A 13834-nucleotide genomic window follows, 5' to 3' on the forward strand; every position below is an offset into this window, starting at 1 on the left:
GGATGGCGCATTTTGCCGTCAAATGATGCTGATTGGCAAGGAAAAGATCATTTGGAGCTTAGAGGCCTTCCAGATCCTTTCGCAATTCATCTATTTTCAGGCGTCCGGAATAGGCTTTTTTGACTTGCCCGTTGCTATCGATCAGCACGGTAAACGGTAAGCCGCCTACTTGATTGCCCAATTGTCGCGAGTATTCGCTGCCACCCATGCCACCGACATAAATCGGAAAGGAAATGTTGTATTTGGACACGAATTGGGCGATATTCGCGGGAGAATCGATGCCGATACCCAAAATCTGGGTTTTGCCGCGTGCTTCGAGTTCCTTCTGCAAGGCCGACAATTCAGGCATTTCATCCACGCAGGGCGCGCACCAGGTCGCCCAGAAATTGACAACAAGCGGTCGTCCCTTCCATTGGGAGAGCGGCTGCATTTTTCCGGAAGCGTCGGGTAGCGACGCCGCTAGCAAGGCATGAACAGCCGTCGCCTCGGCCGGTGCCGGATCACTCTGTCGATAACCGAGAAATACGCCAATTCCCGCGAACAACAGTCCAACTACCGCGAACATTACAATATTTCTTTTCATTCCCCTTCGCTTTCTGCAATCAGGCTGCGTAACGACGCCAGGTCGGCGCGCGCTATTCTACCGTCTGTCGGACTTTTGATGGCGCCGCGCAAGTCGTCGGTCTCGAACAGGCTCAGATGCACGCCTTCGTTATGCCACATGAAGCTGACGGTCTCGACCGGTTCGCTTCGGGCTTTGAAGTGCGGCGTTTCCGATACTTCAAAATCGACATTCTTGTTGATCAGGAAGATTTCGACATCCTTTGCACTTTCCGGGAAAAGCTGCAAATAAATATCCGAATGCTCGCCCGCTGTCCCATTGAGTACGGCGCCGGTCAAGTAGGGGGTGAATTCAGACAAGTCGTTCATCAAACGCAGTGCAAGCTTGCGTAGATGCAGCAAGCGGGCGGGCTGGGTATCGCCCAAAAACAGTTCATTGTAAATACGTACTTCATCTTCGATCTGTGCATTGTCGGGCATGTATTCTCCTCGCACCTTGGTATTGCCGAGAATTTGCTTGGCTGCCTTGCGCTTGGCGGTGCCGTAATCGGCGCCGTCTTCGGCGATCAGGCGTGCAGCCGCGGCGGCGATTTCCGCGCGCAGCATGTCGATATTGCTTGTGAAATTACTCATGGCGTCGATGATACTCCGATGATGCTCTGATGAGGCTGCCCAAGGCAGGCGGTCGCCGCTCAGGTAAAATTCCGGATTCGCTGCAACCTGTCTGATTGGACCGATTCCCCTTGGACCTTTCTCCGGGTATCCCGGTCAGATTCCTATTTCATTTGAAACAGCACAATGCATATCCACATTCTCGGCATCTGCGGCACATTCATGGGCGGCTTGGCCGTGCTGGCCAAGGAAGCCGGCCATAAAGTCACCGGCTGCGACGCCAATGTCTATCCGCCGATGAGCACGCAGTTGCAGGCTCAGGGCATCGAACTGATCGAAGGTTTTGCGCCGGAGCAGATCAGCCTGCAGCCCGATCTTTTTGTCATCGGCAATGTCGTTTCGCGCGGCAATCCGTTGATGGAAGAAATCCTGAACCGGGGCTTGCCCTATGTCTCCGGCCCGCAATGGATAGGCGAACACATCCTGCATGACAAATGGGTATTGTCGGTCGCCGGTACCCATGGCAAGACCACGACTTCATCGATGTTGGCATGGGTGCTGGAAGATGCCGGCTACGATCCGGGATTCCTGATCGGCGGCGTGCCGATGAATTTCGGCATTTCCGCGCGGTTGTCCGGCAAGACCGGGGAATCGCCGTTCTTCGTGATCGAAGCCGATGAATACGACACCGCGTTCTTCGACAAGCGCAGCAAGTTCGTGCATTACCGCACCAAGACCGCGGTATTGAACAATCTGGAATACGACCATGCCGATATTTTTCCCGACCTCGGTGCCATCGAAACACAATTCCATCACCTTGTACGTACCGTGCCCGGTGTCGGACGGCTGATCGTCAACGGGCGCGAAGAAGCGCTGCAGCGTGTGGTGGCGCGCGGTTGCTGGAGCGACAAGGAATTTTTCGGCGTTGACGGCGCGCAGGGCTGGGCTTTGAAAACACATGACGACGACAGCTTCGATGTCATCTTCAATGGTGAACTGCAGGGCACCGTGACTTGGTCGCTGACCGGCGAACATAACCGGATGAATGCGCTGGCGGCGATTGCGGCGGCGCGTCACGTCGGCGTCACGCCGGCGGTAGCGATCGAAGCCTTGTGCAAATTTGAAAACGTCAAGCGCCGTATGGAAGTGCGCGGTGCGGTCAGGGACATTACGGTCTACGACGACTTTGCCCACCATCCGACCGCCATCGCAACCACGGTTGCCGGTCTGCGCAAAAAAATCGGCGATGCACGCGTACTCGCAGTGCTTGAACCGCGTTCCAATACCATGAAGCTCGGCACGATGAAGCAAGCCTTGCCGGGCAGTCTTAGCGATGCCGACCTCGTATTCGGTTACGGCGCCAAGGCCGGCAAGGATGCGCTCGGATGGAATCTGGCGGAAGCGCTGGCCCCGCTGGGAAGCCGTGCCGCTGCCCATGACGAACTCGATGGACTGGTCCGGGCAATCGTTCAGGCCGCCCGGCCGGGCGACCATGTACTGGTCATGAGCAATGGCGGCTTTGGCGGCGTGCATCAAAAAATTCTGGATGCACTTGCGCAATGATTCTGTATCTGCACGGATTTCGTTCGTCGCCGCAATCGTTCAAGGCGCGTTTGCTAGGGCAAAGATTGCAGGCACTGGGTTGTGGCGCCGACTACCAATGTCCGCAACTGCCGGCCTCGCCGCGCGCAGCCATCGCCTTGGCGCAAACGGTAATAGGCGGCACCGCGCCGGAACGCCTGACGCTGATCGGCTCTTCGCTGGGCGGATATTACGCGACCTATCTGGCCGAACGCATTGGATGTCGGGCGGTCCTCTTGAACCCGGCGGTTACGCCGCCGCGCGATCTCGAAAAACATGTCGGCGTCACGACCGCTTACCATTCCGACGAACCGTTTGAATTCAAGCGCGAATATATAAAGGAGCTGGAAGAGCTGAAGGTGGCGCGCATTACGGATCCGCAACGCTATCTGCTGCTTGCCGCAACCGGTGACGAAGTACTCGACTGGCGTGCAATGGTGGCGCATTATCCCGCTGCGCGCCAGATCGTCATTGAAGGTAGCGATCACGGCATTTCCGATTTCGAACAATATCTGGACGAGGTATTGGCGTTTTGCGGCGTGCAGACAGGACAGCGACAGTGAAATTGTGTTCGGGGCGGCATGCGCGCTGGTGTGCGCATGTGAATGGCGTGTTTGCTACGCCTGACATGCGGGGCTGGTTGTCTGATACGGTATCGCTGACCAGGAAGCTGATTGCGCATAGCACGCGGTTCCGGGTCGAGCGCTTGCGCCAGCAGCAAGGCGTATGTCTGGCGGACGAATTCCATACGGTTGGCCTGGCGCGGCCCATACGCGTGCAGGAACGCGAAGTGCTGCTGCGCTGCGACGACCGGCCGGTCGTGTTCGCTCACACCATCGTGCCGCTGGCCGCGACAGCGTCCGACTGGCCGTTTTTCGGTACGCTGGGCGAGCGCTCGCTCGGTACGACCTTGTTCGGCGATCCTCGCGTTGCGCGGGGGACACTGCAGTATGCGCGCTTGCATGCGCAACATCCGCTGGTTCGTCGCGCAAGTGCGGCGCTCGGCCAAAAACATTTTGTATCGCCGCTGTTTGCGCGGCGCTGTTTGTATCGAAGAAAGAACGGTGTATTACTGGTCACGGAACTATTCCTGCCTGCATTGGCCGATCTCATTTCACTCCCGCGCCACCATGCGCGACTTGACGAATCAACACGCTGAAGAGCGAAGCATCCATGAATCTATTCTTTGAAGAGTCCGGCGATTTCAAGGCCGGCGCGATCCTGTCCCAGCAAGGCGAGGCATATCAGGTCGAACTGCAGACCGGCAAGCGCACCAAGGTCAAGGCACGCGATGTGTTGCTGCAATTTTCAGCACCCGAACCGGCCCAGCTGCTGAGCGACGCAAAAACCGTCGCTGATGAAATCGATCTCGACTTTCTGTGGGAAGTCGCCGGTCAGGAGGAATTCGGTTTCGCGGAACTTGGGACCGAGTATTTCGGACATGACCCCAAGCCGCACGAAGCCGCCGGTTTGTTGTTGCGCCTGCATCATGCGCCGGTCTATTTTTACAAAAAAGGAAAAGGTCGCTACAAGGCAGCGCCGGAAGACTCATTGAAGGCGGCGCTCGCCGGCATTGAAAAGAAAAAACAGCAGGCTTTGGTACAAGCCCAATATGTCGACGAGTTGAAGGCAAACCGCTTGCCGGATGTCTTCAAGCCCATCGTGATGCAACTATTGTTCAAGCCGGACAAGAACAGCATCGAATACAAGGCGCTGGAAACAGCCTGCACCGAATTGCAAACGACTCCGCAGCGCCTGATGCTGGCGGTCGGCGGCATCCCTTCACCGAAGCTCCTGCATCTGACGCGCTTCCTGCATGAGCATTTCCCCAAGGGCACTGGATTTCCCGCCATTGGCGTGCCATCGGTTCCGACGCTGCCGGTGGCCGATGTCAAAGCGTTTTCGATTGACGATGTCACGACCACCGAGATCGACGATGCCTTTTCAGTGGTAGCGCTGGGCGATGGCAAGATTCGGGTCGGTATCCATATCGCGGCGCCCGGCCTTGGGATCAAACGTGACGATGCAATCGACGCCATTGCGCGGCAACGTCTGTCCACTGTCTATATGCCGGGCGACAAGATCACCATGTTGCCCGATGAACTAGTGGACGCATATACCCTTGCCGAGGGCCGCACCTGCCCGGCATTGTCGCTGTACGCCACGCTCGATACTGCGGACTGGTCGGTTGTTGCAACGGAAACGAAAGCGGAAGCGGTACCGATCGCGGCCAACCTGCGCCACAACGATCTGGACGCCATGGTGACGGAGGAAACACTGGCCGCCGGAAGCGGCGACTATGCGCACAAGGAAGATATCGCTTTGCTATGGCAGTGGGCGCAAGTGTTGGAAAAAGGCCGCATGCTCAAACGCGAAGCGTTCGGCTTGAAACCGGAACAAACCAATCGCGTCGATTTCAATTTTTATGTGGTCGACGACGTTGTCAGCATTGTCCGCCGCAAGCGTGGCGCACCGCTCGACAAGATCGTCGCCGAGCTGATGATTTTTGCCAACAGCACCTGGGGCAAGCTGATGCATGACCACGGTGTGCCGGGTATCTACCGGGCGCAAGGCGCCGGTGGCGGCGGCTGGGCTGCAAAGATGCAGGTGCGCATGCTTACCCATGCAGCGCCGCACCAGGGGCTGGGTGTGGATCAGTATGCATGGAGCACCTCGCCGTTGCGCCGCTATACCGATCTGGTGAATCAATGGCAAATCCTGGCGTGCGCCGAACATGGCGTCACCGCGCCGCTGGTTGCGCAATTCAAACCCAAGGATGCCGATCTGTTTGCCGTGGTATCGGCTTTCGATGCAGCCTATGGCGCCTACGCGGATTTCCAGAACAACATGGAGCGCTACTGGTGCCTGCGCTGGCTGGCGCAGGAAAATGCCAGGCAGGTAGAAGCCGTGGTGCTCAAGGATGAAGTGTTGCGTCTGGTTGATATACCCTTGATCATTCGTCTGTCCGGCATGCCGCAGGCGGCGCGCGGTACGCAGGTCAGACTGGAGCTGATCCGTTGGGATGAAGTCGAACTCACCATCGAAGCCAGGTTGATTGAAATGACAACGGCTGCACCCGAGGTGGCCGAAGAAGTCGAAGCTCCCGATGATGAAATCGCCACAACCGAGACCGAAGCCGGTGCGGAGTCTGTTTCGGAATGAAAAAGTCCGGCAAACACTGCCGGGCTTTATCGTAAAATTCTAGGCTTCTGCAACCGCCCGAATGCTGCCGCGTGAAGTTATCTTTTCCTCAAAACCGTACCCTGACGATCGCCATTGCGGCATCGGTGCTGGTGCACGGCGCGCTGCTGGCAGTACGGTTTGCTGCGCCGGAAGCATTCAAGTTCAAGCCGACCGATCCCGGGCTTGAAGTCATTCTCGTCAATGCCAAACACGATCGCAAGCCGGTGAAAGCCGAAGCGCTCGCGCAAGCCAATCTGGACGGTGGTGGTCAGGCCGAAGCCGGACGCTCGAAGTCGCCGTTGCCCGACATGCGCAGGAGCGAAGACGGCGACGGCATGAAATCCATGCAGCGCCGCATCGACGAATTGGAACGCCAGCAGCGCATGCTGGCGCAAATGAACAAGAAATCCCCGCTTGCCACCGCGCCGACAAAAGACCGGACCAAGCCGCAGGCAGCGCCATCGCGTACGGAAGCGGCAGATGCCAGCGAAAGCGCGAAAGAGATCATGCGGCGCGAGGCGGAAATCGCCAAGCGCATCGAAGACGAAAACAAGCGTCCGAAGAAAACCTTCATTTCGCCAAGCACGCGCGAAGTCGGTTACGCGATGTACTTCAACAGCGTACGCCAGAAAATCGAAAAGCTCGGAACCACCAATTTCCCGCAAAAGGATGGACGCAAGCTGTATGGCGAGCTGACGTTGTCGATTTCGATTTTTCAGGATGGCAGCATTTATCTCAAGGACAAGGATGATGGTGTGACGGTCGACCGTTCGTCCGGCAATCCGACCCTGGATGAAGCGGCGCGCCGCATCGTTCGGCGTTCCGCACCTTTCGGCGCGTTCGCCAAGAACATGCGCTCCGGCGACAAGGAGGATGTGTGGGTTATGACAACGCGCTTCAAATTCACGCGCGATAATGAACTCGAAGCGGAATTGCAGGGAGGACGGAGTTGAGCGCACGCATGGACCGGTATGGCGTCATCGGCAATCCGATCGCGCATAGCAAGTCGCCCGAGATTCATGCTCAGTTCGCCGCACAAACCGGTCAGCATATGGCATACGAGCGCATATTGGCGCCGCTGGATGCCTTTTCCCAAACCGTTCGCGACTTGATGGCGCAGGGCTTTGGCGGCGCCAACGTGACGGTGCCATTCAAGCTGGAAGCCCATACGCTGGCAAGCACGCTGACCGAACGTGCACAGGCCGCCGGGGCGGTGAATACGCTGAAATTCGAACAGGGCACCATCCTTGGCGACAATACCGATGGCGTCGGCCTGGTCACCGACATTACCGAGAATGCCGGCTTGTCCTTGAGCGGAAAAAGAATCCTCCTGCTTGGCGCCGGCGGCGCGGCGCGCGGGGTGATCCTTCCCTTGCTTGCCAAAGCACCCGGCCAGCTCGTGATTGCCAATCGCACCGTGGCCAAGGCCGAAGAGTTGGCCGCGCAATTCGAATCGAAAGGCCACGTGTCGCCGAGCGCTTTCACGACTCTGGACCAGCCTTTCGATCTCGTCATCAATGCCACCTCGGCCAGCCTGTCGGCAGATGTGCCGCCGGTATCGCCCACGGTATTCGGTCGAGGCGCGCTTGCCTACGACATGATGTACGGGAAGGCGCCGACAGTCTTCATGCGATTTGCCGCGCAACATGGTGCAAGCGTGCGCGACGGCCTCGGCATGCTCGTCGAACAGGCGGCTGAATCCTTTCAGTTATGGCGCGGCGTGCGCCCCGGTACCGCCGAGGTGTTTGCAGCATTGCGCGCCAAGCTGTAGTTTTCGATGAAACGCTTGCGCAAATTGTTGTTGTGGCTGATCGTCGCGCCGATCGTGATCGTGCTGGCCATGCAGTTGTACTTCTTTGTACAGATCTGGTGGTGGATCGATCATAATCCGGGGTCCACCAGTTTCATGAGCCGCCAGCTTTCCGTGCTGCGCGAGAAGGATCCGAAGGCCCAGCTCAAGCACAAGTGGGTTCCCTACAACCGCATTTCCAACCACCTCAAGCGCGCGATCATCGCTGCCGAAGATTCCAATTTTTCCGGTCACGAAGGCGTCGACTGGGAGGCTATGCAAAAGGCCTACGAAAAGAACACCAAGAAAGGCAAGGTCATCGCGGGCGGATCGACCATTACCCAGCAGCTCGCGAAAAACCTGTTCCTGTCGGGAGAACGCAGTTACCTGCGCAAGGCGCAGGAAGTGATCATCACTTACATGCTCGAATACCTGATGGACAAGGAACGCATCTTCGAGATTTACCTGAATGTGGTCGAATGGGGCGTCGGCGTCTATGGGGCGGAAGCGGCGGCGCAACATTACTATGGCGTGTCGGCAGCGGCCCTTGGACCGGCACAGGCAGCAAGACTGGCGGTCATGCTGCCGCGTCCGCGTTTCTATGACAAGAATCGCGGCTCGGGTTATCTCGCGCGCCGCACTGACCTGATCCTGCGCCGCATGGGTGGGGCTGAACTGCCGTAGCCCGTACTATCAATCCCGACCCGAGCGATTGATACACCCGAAAAAGCAATCGGGCAATACTAGGGCGTGTCATCCTTTGCGCAAATCCGCGATCCATGTCGCGAGGATGTGAAGCCGCTTGCCTGCCGTCGCCTATCTCAGTACACTTGCGAAGTTTTCGTTTCCGGAGACCCGTCTTGGGTAGTCCCAGTACACACAGTCGACCATCGACAGACAGTCGATCGGCGAGATAGCGCGCTACCCGACATTCACAAGCGTCTACTCGCCAAACTCTTGGTGGGCGGACGCGTCCAGGCCAATCCCGTGGCCGCGTTCCCTGAACATCAATCTGCCTGCGGAATTCTTTCGCAGGCGGCTGTGACCTATACAAAGGCCGCAGCCGGGAGAGCACATGATTAATGTATTCGTCTTGCAGAATGGACGCCTGAACCAGGTCAATATTGAAACCAGGAACGACCTGGAAAATGTTGCGCCGGTATGGGTGGACCTGACCGATCCAAATGATGACGAGCGCGCGTGGGTGAAGAGCATCTACGGCGTGACACTGCCGGGCGAAGACGAGGTGAAGGACATTGAAGCATCCGCGCGTTATTACGAAGCGGAGAATGGCGACCTGCACCTGCGCACCGATTTTTTGCTGGAAGAAGACGATGGCCCCTCGCGTGTGGTGACCGTCGCGTTCATCCTCGCACGCAACATGCTGTTCTCGGTCCACACCGACGATTTGCCGGTATTCCGCCTAGTGCGCATGCGCGCCCGCTCCCGTCCAGGTTCGATTGGCGATTACAAGGATGTCTTGCTCGACTTGTATGCCACCGATGCCGAATACTCCGCGGATGCGCTGGAAGGCATTTATCAGAATCTGGAAGAAGTCAGTCGTCGCGTGCTGCAAAAGAAGCTGACCGACGAAGATGCAGCGGCTGCACTGAATGCGATTGCCCAGGAAGAAGACTTGAATGGACGCATACGCCGCAACATGATGGACACCCGGCGCGCGGTGAGTTTTTTGATGCGTGGACGGCTACTCAATGCCGAGCAGTTTGACGAAGCGCGTCAGATCCTGCGCGATATCGAATCGCTGGATGGCCATACCGCTTTCCTGTTCGACAAGATCAACTTCTTGATGGATGCAACCGTCGGTTTCATCAACATCAATCAGAACAAGATCATCAAGATCTTTTCCGTTGCCAGCGTCGCATTCCTTCCGCCTACGCTCATTGCGAGCATCTATGGCATGAACTTCAGGATACTGCCCGAGCTGAACTGGGAAATGGGTTATCCATTCGCGCTCGCGCTGATGATAGGCAGCGCGGTGGCGCCTTTCCTCTATTTCCGCCGCCGGGGCTGGCTGAACTAAATCGGGCAGCTGCACCCAATCCATACTGGGTGCATGCATTGCTGTTTCGCGCAGAAGCGGCAATGCGATGGGTGCAGCTGGATGCCCGGTTCAACGAATTGCAGCGAATGCCTTGTCGGCTGCAGCAATGGTCGCGGCGATCACTTCATCGCTATGCTGCGACGAGACGAAACCGGCTTCGAATGCAGATGGCGCAAGATAGACGCCAAGGTCCAGCATCGCATGGAAGAAGGTATTGAACTTCTCTTTGTCGCATGCCATGATTTGCGCAAAGCTTCCCGGCACCTCGGTACCGAAATACAGGCCAAACATGCCGCCAACGGAATCCGCGCAAAATGCGACGCCATTGGCCTTCGCGGTTTCCGTGAGACCTGCAGCGAGCTTGCCGGTTTGTGCCGACAGCGCTTCATAAAATCCCGGTTGCTGGATCAGCTTCAATGTACTCATGCCGGCAGCGACTGCGACCGGATTTCCCGACAGCGTGCCGGCCTGATAGACCGGACCCAGCGGCGCCAGAAATTTCATCAGGTCCTTGCGACCACCGAATGCGGCGACCGGCAGGCCGCCGCCGATGACTTTACCCAGCACCGTCAAGTCGGGTGTGATGCCATACATTCCTTGCGCACCCGTCAGACCGACACGGAAGCCGCACATCACTTCATCGAAAATCAGGATGGAGCCATGCTGCGTACACAGCGTGCGCATGGTCTGCAGGAATTCCGGTGTGGCACGCACCAGGTTCATGTTGCCGGCTACCGGTTCGACGATTACGCAGGCGATCTGGTCGCCCATCTGATGGAACACTTCTTCCAGTTGTTGCGGATTGTTGTAGTCGAGTACCAGCGTATGTTTTGCGAAATCTTCCGGCACACCCGCCGAGGTCGGGTTCCCGAATGTCAGCAGGCCGCTGCCCGCTTTTACTAGCAGCGAATCCGCATGGCCGTGATAGCAACCCTCGAACTTGAGGATCTTGTCGCGGCCAGTGGCGCCGCGCGCCAGGCGCAGAGCGCTCATCGCCGCTTCGGTGCCGCTCGATACCAGACGCACTTGCTCCACAGAAGGCAGGATGCGGCAGATTTCTTCGGCCATTTCAATTTCACCTTCGGTCGGTGCGCCGAAGCTGAGGCCGCGTGCCGCGGCTTGCTGTACTGCATGGATCACATCGGGATGCGCATGTCCGACAATCGCCGGTCCCCAGGAGCCGATGTAATCGATATAGCGCTTGTCGTCGGCATCCCAGAAGTAGGGGCCTTCGGCGCGGGTGATGAAGCGCGGCGTACCGCCGACCGAACGGAATGCGCGCACCGGCGAATTGACGCCGCCCGGCGTGCTGGTTTGCGCACGCGTGAAAAGAGTATCGTTTTTGGAAGTCATACGAAAAAAGAAAGAGAATTATTTGTCGGATTCCTGATCCGGTTCGCGTACCCAGAAATAGCGGTCTGGAATCAGTTTGCCCATGCCGAGACGGTGGGCATTGCTCAATGCCGCATGGGTGAACTCCTGGGCCTCGAACACTGCTTCGGGTGCATCGACACCATTGGCCAGCATCGCGGCGATGGTCGCGGATAAGGTGCTGCCTGCGCCGCTGAAGGAGCCGGGCAGCCGCGGCCAGGCATCGTTGCGCAGTACGCCGGATTCATCGAACAGCATGTTGTTGACTTCATGCACATCGCCTGATGTGCCGGTCAAAAACAGATATTCGCAACCCATTTCAATGATGCGCATCGCATCAATGGCCATCAAGTCTTCGCTGGAACTGTCGCGCCATGTTTCGGCCAATCGCGATAGTTCCACCGCGGAAGCAAGCAGCATGGTGGATTGCGGAATCAGCAACTCGCGCACCGCGATCAGCATGTCTTCGCTATCCTGGCCCTGATCCGGCATTGCTGTCAGAAACGGGTCGAGTATCAGTGGAATATCGGGATAGTCGGAAACGATCTCGGCGATGACCGACACGTTTTCAATGCTGGCTACGGCACCGATCTTGAACGCCGCCACCGGCATGTCCTCCAGGATCACGCGTGCCTGATCCGCCACCCAGTCCGCGTCGATCACCTGCACGTCTTCGATGCGCGCGGTATCGGCGATCAGGATCGACGTGACGACAGACAAACCATGGCAGCCCATCGCGGCGAAGGATGCCAGATCGGCCTGGATGCCGACGGCGCCTGCCGGATCGGTCGCACCGAAGGTCAATATCAAGGGAGAAGTTTGGTTTTGCACGGTTGGTAGATTAAGATATCTGACTTTGCATTTTACTTGATTGAAGGGCAGTCAACTGTGAGTAATACCGCTATACAAACCGCTACGCCGAACGCAGAATTCAAGACCTGGATGTGCCTGATCTGCGGCTGGATCTACGATGAAGAGGCAGGATTGCCGGATGAAGGCATCGCTCCGGGAACCAGATGGGCCGACGTGCCGATCAATTGGACCTGCCCGGAATGCGGCGCACGTAAAGAAGATTTCGAAATGGTGGCAATTTAAAGACACATCCGTAAAAGCAACATTGAAAAAATTGCAACATTGATGCATCATTCCAATCGGCAATGCTAAGATCGATCGGCACTCGCCAAGTGCGGCGTTGATCCAGATCAACCCTATGCTTGTATTAAAGCATCTTGCTTTTTGTTACAGTTGGGTCGTATATTGCGTTTAGGTAAATGAGATTACGTCATGACAACATCTGTGGAAAACGGCAGTCTCAAGATCATGGTGATCGACGATAGCAGCACGATTCGTCGATCCGCCGAAATCTTTCTCGGTCAGGCCGGCTATCAAGTCGTTCTTGCCGACGATGGCTTCGATGCATTGGCGAAAATGAATGACCATCGTCCCGCCCTGATTTTCTGCGACATTCTTATGCCTCGCCTTGACGGTTACCAAACCTGTGCACTCATCAAGAAAAGCGCAAAGTTCCACACAACCCCGGTGATCATGCTGTCATCGAAGGACGGCTTGTTCGACCGCGCGCGAGGCGCCATGGTTGGCTCCGATGCCTACCTGACCAAGCCATTTACCAAGGACAGCCTGCTAAAGACGGTACGCGAACATGCTGCCGTCGCCCTATCCCGGTGATTTCTCTGCTGTAAAGGTTCACGATGCCCATTCAAAAAATTCTTGTTGTTGACGACTCCCCCACAGAGCGTTATTTCCTTACGGACATTCTGATCAAGAACGGATTTTCCGTGTCTACCGCGGAGAACGGCGAAGAGGCGCTCCTTAAGGTAAAGGCCGACAAACCGCAATTGATCCTGATGGATGTGGTCATGCCGGGTCAAAACGGTTTCCAGATCACGCGCGCCATTTCACGCGATCCGGAAACCCAGGAAGTTCCGATCATCATCTGCACCAGCAAAGGTCAGGAAACGGACCGTATCTGGGGACTGAGACAAGGCGCACGCGACTACATCGTCAAGCCGGTCGACCCGCAGGAACTGCTGTCCAAGATCGCCGCTCTCGGCTGAGCGCATCCATGACCCCGCCTACCGTGGAACCTGGAGTCGTCGCAGTCAGAGAGTCGGACAGCGGAGCACGCCGTAACCGCCTGCGCGAATTTCAAGCACAGTTGGTCGAGCGCATGCAGGCCGCCAGCGCCGGTACCCGTACGCAAGCCAGCCAGCTGGGCGTGATGATAGGGCAGACGCGCTGGTTGCTCAATTTGCAGGAAGCCGGGGAAATTGTCTCGGTCGGCGCCATTACCCAGGTGCCTCTGACACAGGACTGGTTTCTCGGCTTGACCAATATCCGAGGCAATCTGGTAAGCGTGATCGATCTTGCGCGCTTTCGCGGGCAGCCGGCGACCCCGGTCGATAAGGATAGTCGTATCGTCGCATTTGCCCCTTCCCTTGGTTTCAACAGCGGACTTTTGGTCTCGCGCGTGATGGGCTTGCGCAATGTCGCCGAAATGGAAGCCCGGGTCGTCGAGGACACCTCGGAAATGCCGTGGGCATTGCAACGTTACGTCGACCGTGACTCCCAGCTCTGGACCGAACTCAACCTATCTTTAATCGTACAGGACGCACAATTCCTGCACGTCGGTATCTGAACCACTCGGTTCCGTACCC

16 protein-coding genes are annotated in these 13834 nt (G+C 57.2%); 12 read left to right on the forward strand and 4 right to left on the reverse strand.

Annotated features, from left to right (window positions below):
• Positions 1-58: 58 nt before the first annotated feature.
• Together D3871_RS03980 and D3871_RS03985 are read right to left on the reverse strand one after the other, a co-directional pair.
• Positions 59-583: a TlpA family protein disulfide reductase gene (locus tag D3871_RS03980; RefSeq protein WP_119767719.1), complete on the reverse strand. Its 525-nt coding sequence runs from the start codon at positions 581-583 to the stop codon at positions 59-61.
• Complete coding sequence (locus D3871_RS03985) at positions 580-1194, reverse strand: hypothetical protein (protein WP_119767720.1); 615 nt, start codon at positions 1192-1194, stop codon at positions 580-582. Before D3871_RS03985 ends, D3871_RS03980 begins: the two co-directional genes overlap by 4 nt.
• A 165-nt stretch (positions 1195-1359) precedes the next feature.
• On the opposite strand from D3871_RS03985, the gene mpl reads away from it, so the two are divergent.
• The 8 genes from mpl (at position 1360) to corA (ending at position 9767) form a co-directional block, all read left to right on the forward strand.
• The gene (gene mpl / locus D3871_RS03990; RefSeq protein ID WP_119767721.1) at positions 1360-2736 is read left to right on the forward strand and encodes a UDP-N-acetylmuramate:L-alanyl-gamma-D-glutamyl-meso-diaminopimelate ligase; all 1377 of its coding nucleotides are present in this window, start codon (positions 1360-1362) and stop codon (positions 2734-2736) included.
• Positions 2733-3317, forward strand: a complete 585-nt coding sequence (locus D3871_RS03995) for a YqiA/YcfP family alpha/beta fold hydrolase (protein ID WP_119767722.1) — start codon at positions 2733-2735, stop codon at positions 3315-3317. Before mpl ends, D3871_RS03995 begins: the two co-directional genes overlap by 4 nt.
• A complete protein-coding gene (locus D3871_RS04000; RefSeq protein WP_119767723.1) occupies positions 3314-3913 on the forward strand; it encodes a chorismate--pyruvate lyase family protein in 600 nt (199 codons plus the stop codon). The genes D3871_RS03995 and D3871_RS04000 overlap by 4 nt, the downstream gene beginning before the upstream one ends.
• A 14-nt stretch (positions 3914-3927) precedes the next feature.
• Positions 3928-5916, forward strand: coding sequence for a ribonuclease catalytic domain-containing protein (locus D3871_RS04005; RefSeq protein WP_119767724.1), 1989 nt, complete (start codon positions 3928-3930; stop codon positions 5914-5916).
• Positions 5917-5987: 71 nt separating this feature from the next.
• Positions 5988-6890, forward strand: a complete 903-nt coding sequence (locus tag D3871_RS04010) for an energy transducer TonB (protein ID WP_119767725.1) — start codon at positions 5988-5990, stop codon at positions 6888-6890.
• Positions 6891-6898: 8 nt separating this feature from the next.
• Positions 6899-7708, forward strand: a complete 810-nt coding sequence (gene aroE, locus D3871_RS04015; RefSeq protein ID WP_119767726.1) for a shikimate dehydrogenase — start codon at positions 6899-6901, stop codon at positions 7706-7708.
• A 6-nt stretch (positions 7709-7714) separates the two neighbouring features.
• On the forward strand, positions 7715-8410 hold the full coding sequence (gene mtgA / locus D3871_RS04020; RefSeq protein ID WP_119767727.1) for a monofunctional biosynthetic peptidoglycan transglycosylase: 696 nt from the start codon (positions 7715-7717) through the stop codon (positions 8408-8410).
• Positions 8411-8801: 391 nt separating this feature from the next.
• The gene (gene corA, locus D3871_RS04025) at positions 8802-9767 is read left to right on the forward strand and encodes a magnesium/cobalt transporter CorA (RefSeq protein ID WP_119767728.1); all 966 of its coding nucleotides are present in this window, start codon (positions 8802-8804) and stop codon (positions 9765-9767) included.
• A 90-nt stretch (positions 9768-9857) separates the two neighbouring features.
• Here corA and hemL read toward each other — a convergent pair whose 3' ends face one another.
• Positions 9858-11141 carry a glutamate-1-semialdehyde 2,1-aminomutase gene (hemL, locus tag D3871_RS04030; RefSeq protein ID WP_119767729.1) on the reverse strand — a complete coding sequence of 428 codons (1284 nt, stop codon included), beginning with the start codon at positions 11139-11141 and terminating at the stop codon, positions 9858-9860.
• Between the two features lie 18 nt (positions 11142-11159).
• Entirely contained in the window at positions 11160-11990 is an 831-nt protein-coding gene (gene thiD / locus D3871_RS04035) for a bifunctional hydroxymethylpyrimidine kinase/phosphomethylpyrimidine kinase (RefSeq protein ID WP_119767730.1), read from the reverse strand.
• A 111-nt stretch (positions 11991-12101) separates the two neighbouring features.
• Between thiD and D3871_RS04040 the strand changes: the two genes are divergently transcribed.
• From D3871_RS04040 to D3871_RS04055, 4 genes are all read left to right on the forward strand, one after another.
• The gene (locus tag D3871_RS04040) at positions 12102-12254 is read left to right on the forward strand and encodes a rubredoxin (RefSeq protein WP_119767731.1); all 153 of its coding nucleotides are present in this window, start codon (positions 12102-12104) and stop codon (positions 12252-12254) included.
• A 189-nt stretch (positions 12255-12443) separates the two neighbouring features.
• Positions 12444-12845, forward strand: a complete 402-nt coding sequence (locus D3871_RS04045) for a response regulator (protein WP_119767732.1) — start codon at positions 12444-12446, stop codon at positions 12843-12845.
• A gap of 23 nt (positions 12846-12868) precedes the next feature.
• A complete protein-coding gene (locus D3871_RS04050; RefSeq protein ID WP_057290154.1) occupies positions 12869-13234 on the forward strand; it encodes a response regulator transcription factor in 366 nt (121 codons plus the stop codon).
• 8 nt (positions 13235-13242) lie between these two features.
• The gene (locus D3871_RS04055) at positions 13243-13815 is read left to right on the forward strand and encodes a chemotaxis protein CheW (RefSeq protein WP_119767733.1); all 573 of its coding nucleotides are present in this window, start codon (positions 13243-13245) and stop codon (positions 13813-13815) included.
• Positions 13816-13834: the final 19 nt, after the last annotated feature.

The sequence above is a fragment of the Noviherbaspirillum saxi genome, assembly GCF_003591035.1.
Classification (GTDB): domain Bacteria; phylum Pseudomonadota; class Gammaproteobacteria; order Burkholderiales; family Burkholderiaceae_D; genus Noviherbaspirillum; species Noviherbaspirillum saxi.

Excerpts from the sequence above, each read along its gene's own strand:
- D3871_RS03980 (WP_119767719.1), bottom strand. The coding sequence starts at position 583 with ATGAAAAGAAATATTGTAATGTTCGCGGTAGTTGGACTGTTGTTCGCG.
- D3871_RS03985 (WP_119767720.1), bottom strand. The coding sequence starts at position 1,194 with ATGAGTAATTTCACAAGCAATATCGACATGCTGCGCGCGGAAATCGCC.
- mpl (WP_119767721.1), top strand. The coding sequence starts at position 1,360 with ATGCATATCCACATTCTCGGCATCTGCGGCACATTCATGGGCGGCTTG.
- D3871_RS03995 (WP_119767722.1), top strand. The coding sequence starts at position 2,733 with ATGATTCTGTATCTGCACGGATTTCGTTCGTCGCCGCAATCGTTCAAG.
- D3871_RS04005 (WP_119767724.1), top strand. The coding sequence starts at position 3,928 with ATGAATCTATTCTTTGAAGAGTCCGGCGATTTCAAGGCCGGCGCGATC.
- aroE (WP_119767726.1), top strand. The coding sequence starts at position 6,899 with ATGGACCGGTATGGCGTCATCGGCAATCCGATCGCGCATAGCAAGTCG.
- mtgA (WP_119767727.1), top strand. The coding sequence starts at position 7,715 with ATGAAACGCTTGCGCAAATTGTTGTTGTGGCTGATCGTCGCGCCGATC.
- corA (WP_119767728.1), top strand. The coding sequence starts at position 8,802 with ATGATTAATGTATTCGTCTTGCAGAATGGACGCCTGAACCAGGTCAAT.
- hemL (WP_119767729.1), bottom strand. The coding sequence starts at position 11,141 with ATGACTTCCAAAAACGATACTCTTTTCACGCGTGCGCAAACCAGCACG.
- D3871_RS04040 (WP_119767731.1), top strand. The coding sequence starts at position 12,102 with ATGTGCCTGATCTGCGGCTGGATCTACGATGAAGAGGCAGGATTGCCG.
- D3871_RS04045 (WP_119767732.1), top strand. The coding sequence starts at position 12,444 with ATGACAACATCTGTGGAAAACGGCAGTCTCAAGATCATGGTGATCGAC.
- D3871_RS04050 (WP_057290154.1), top strand. The coding sequence starts at position 12,869 with ATGCCCATTCAAAAAATTCTTGTTGTTGACGACTCCCCCACAGAGCGT.
- D3871_RS04055 (WP_119767733.1), top strand. The coding sequence starts at position 13,243 with ATGACCCCGCCTACCGTGGAACCTGGAGTCGTCGCAGTCAGAGAGTCG.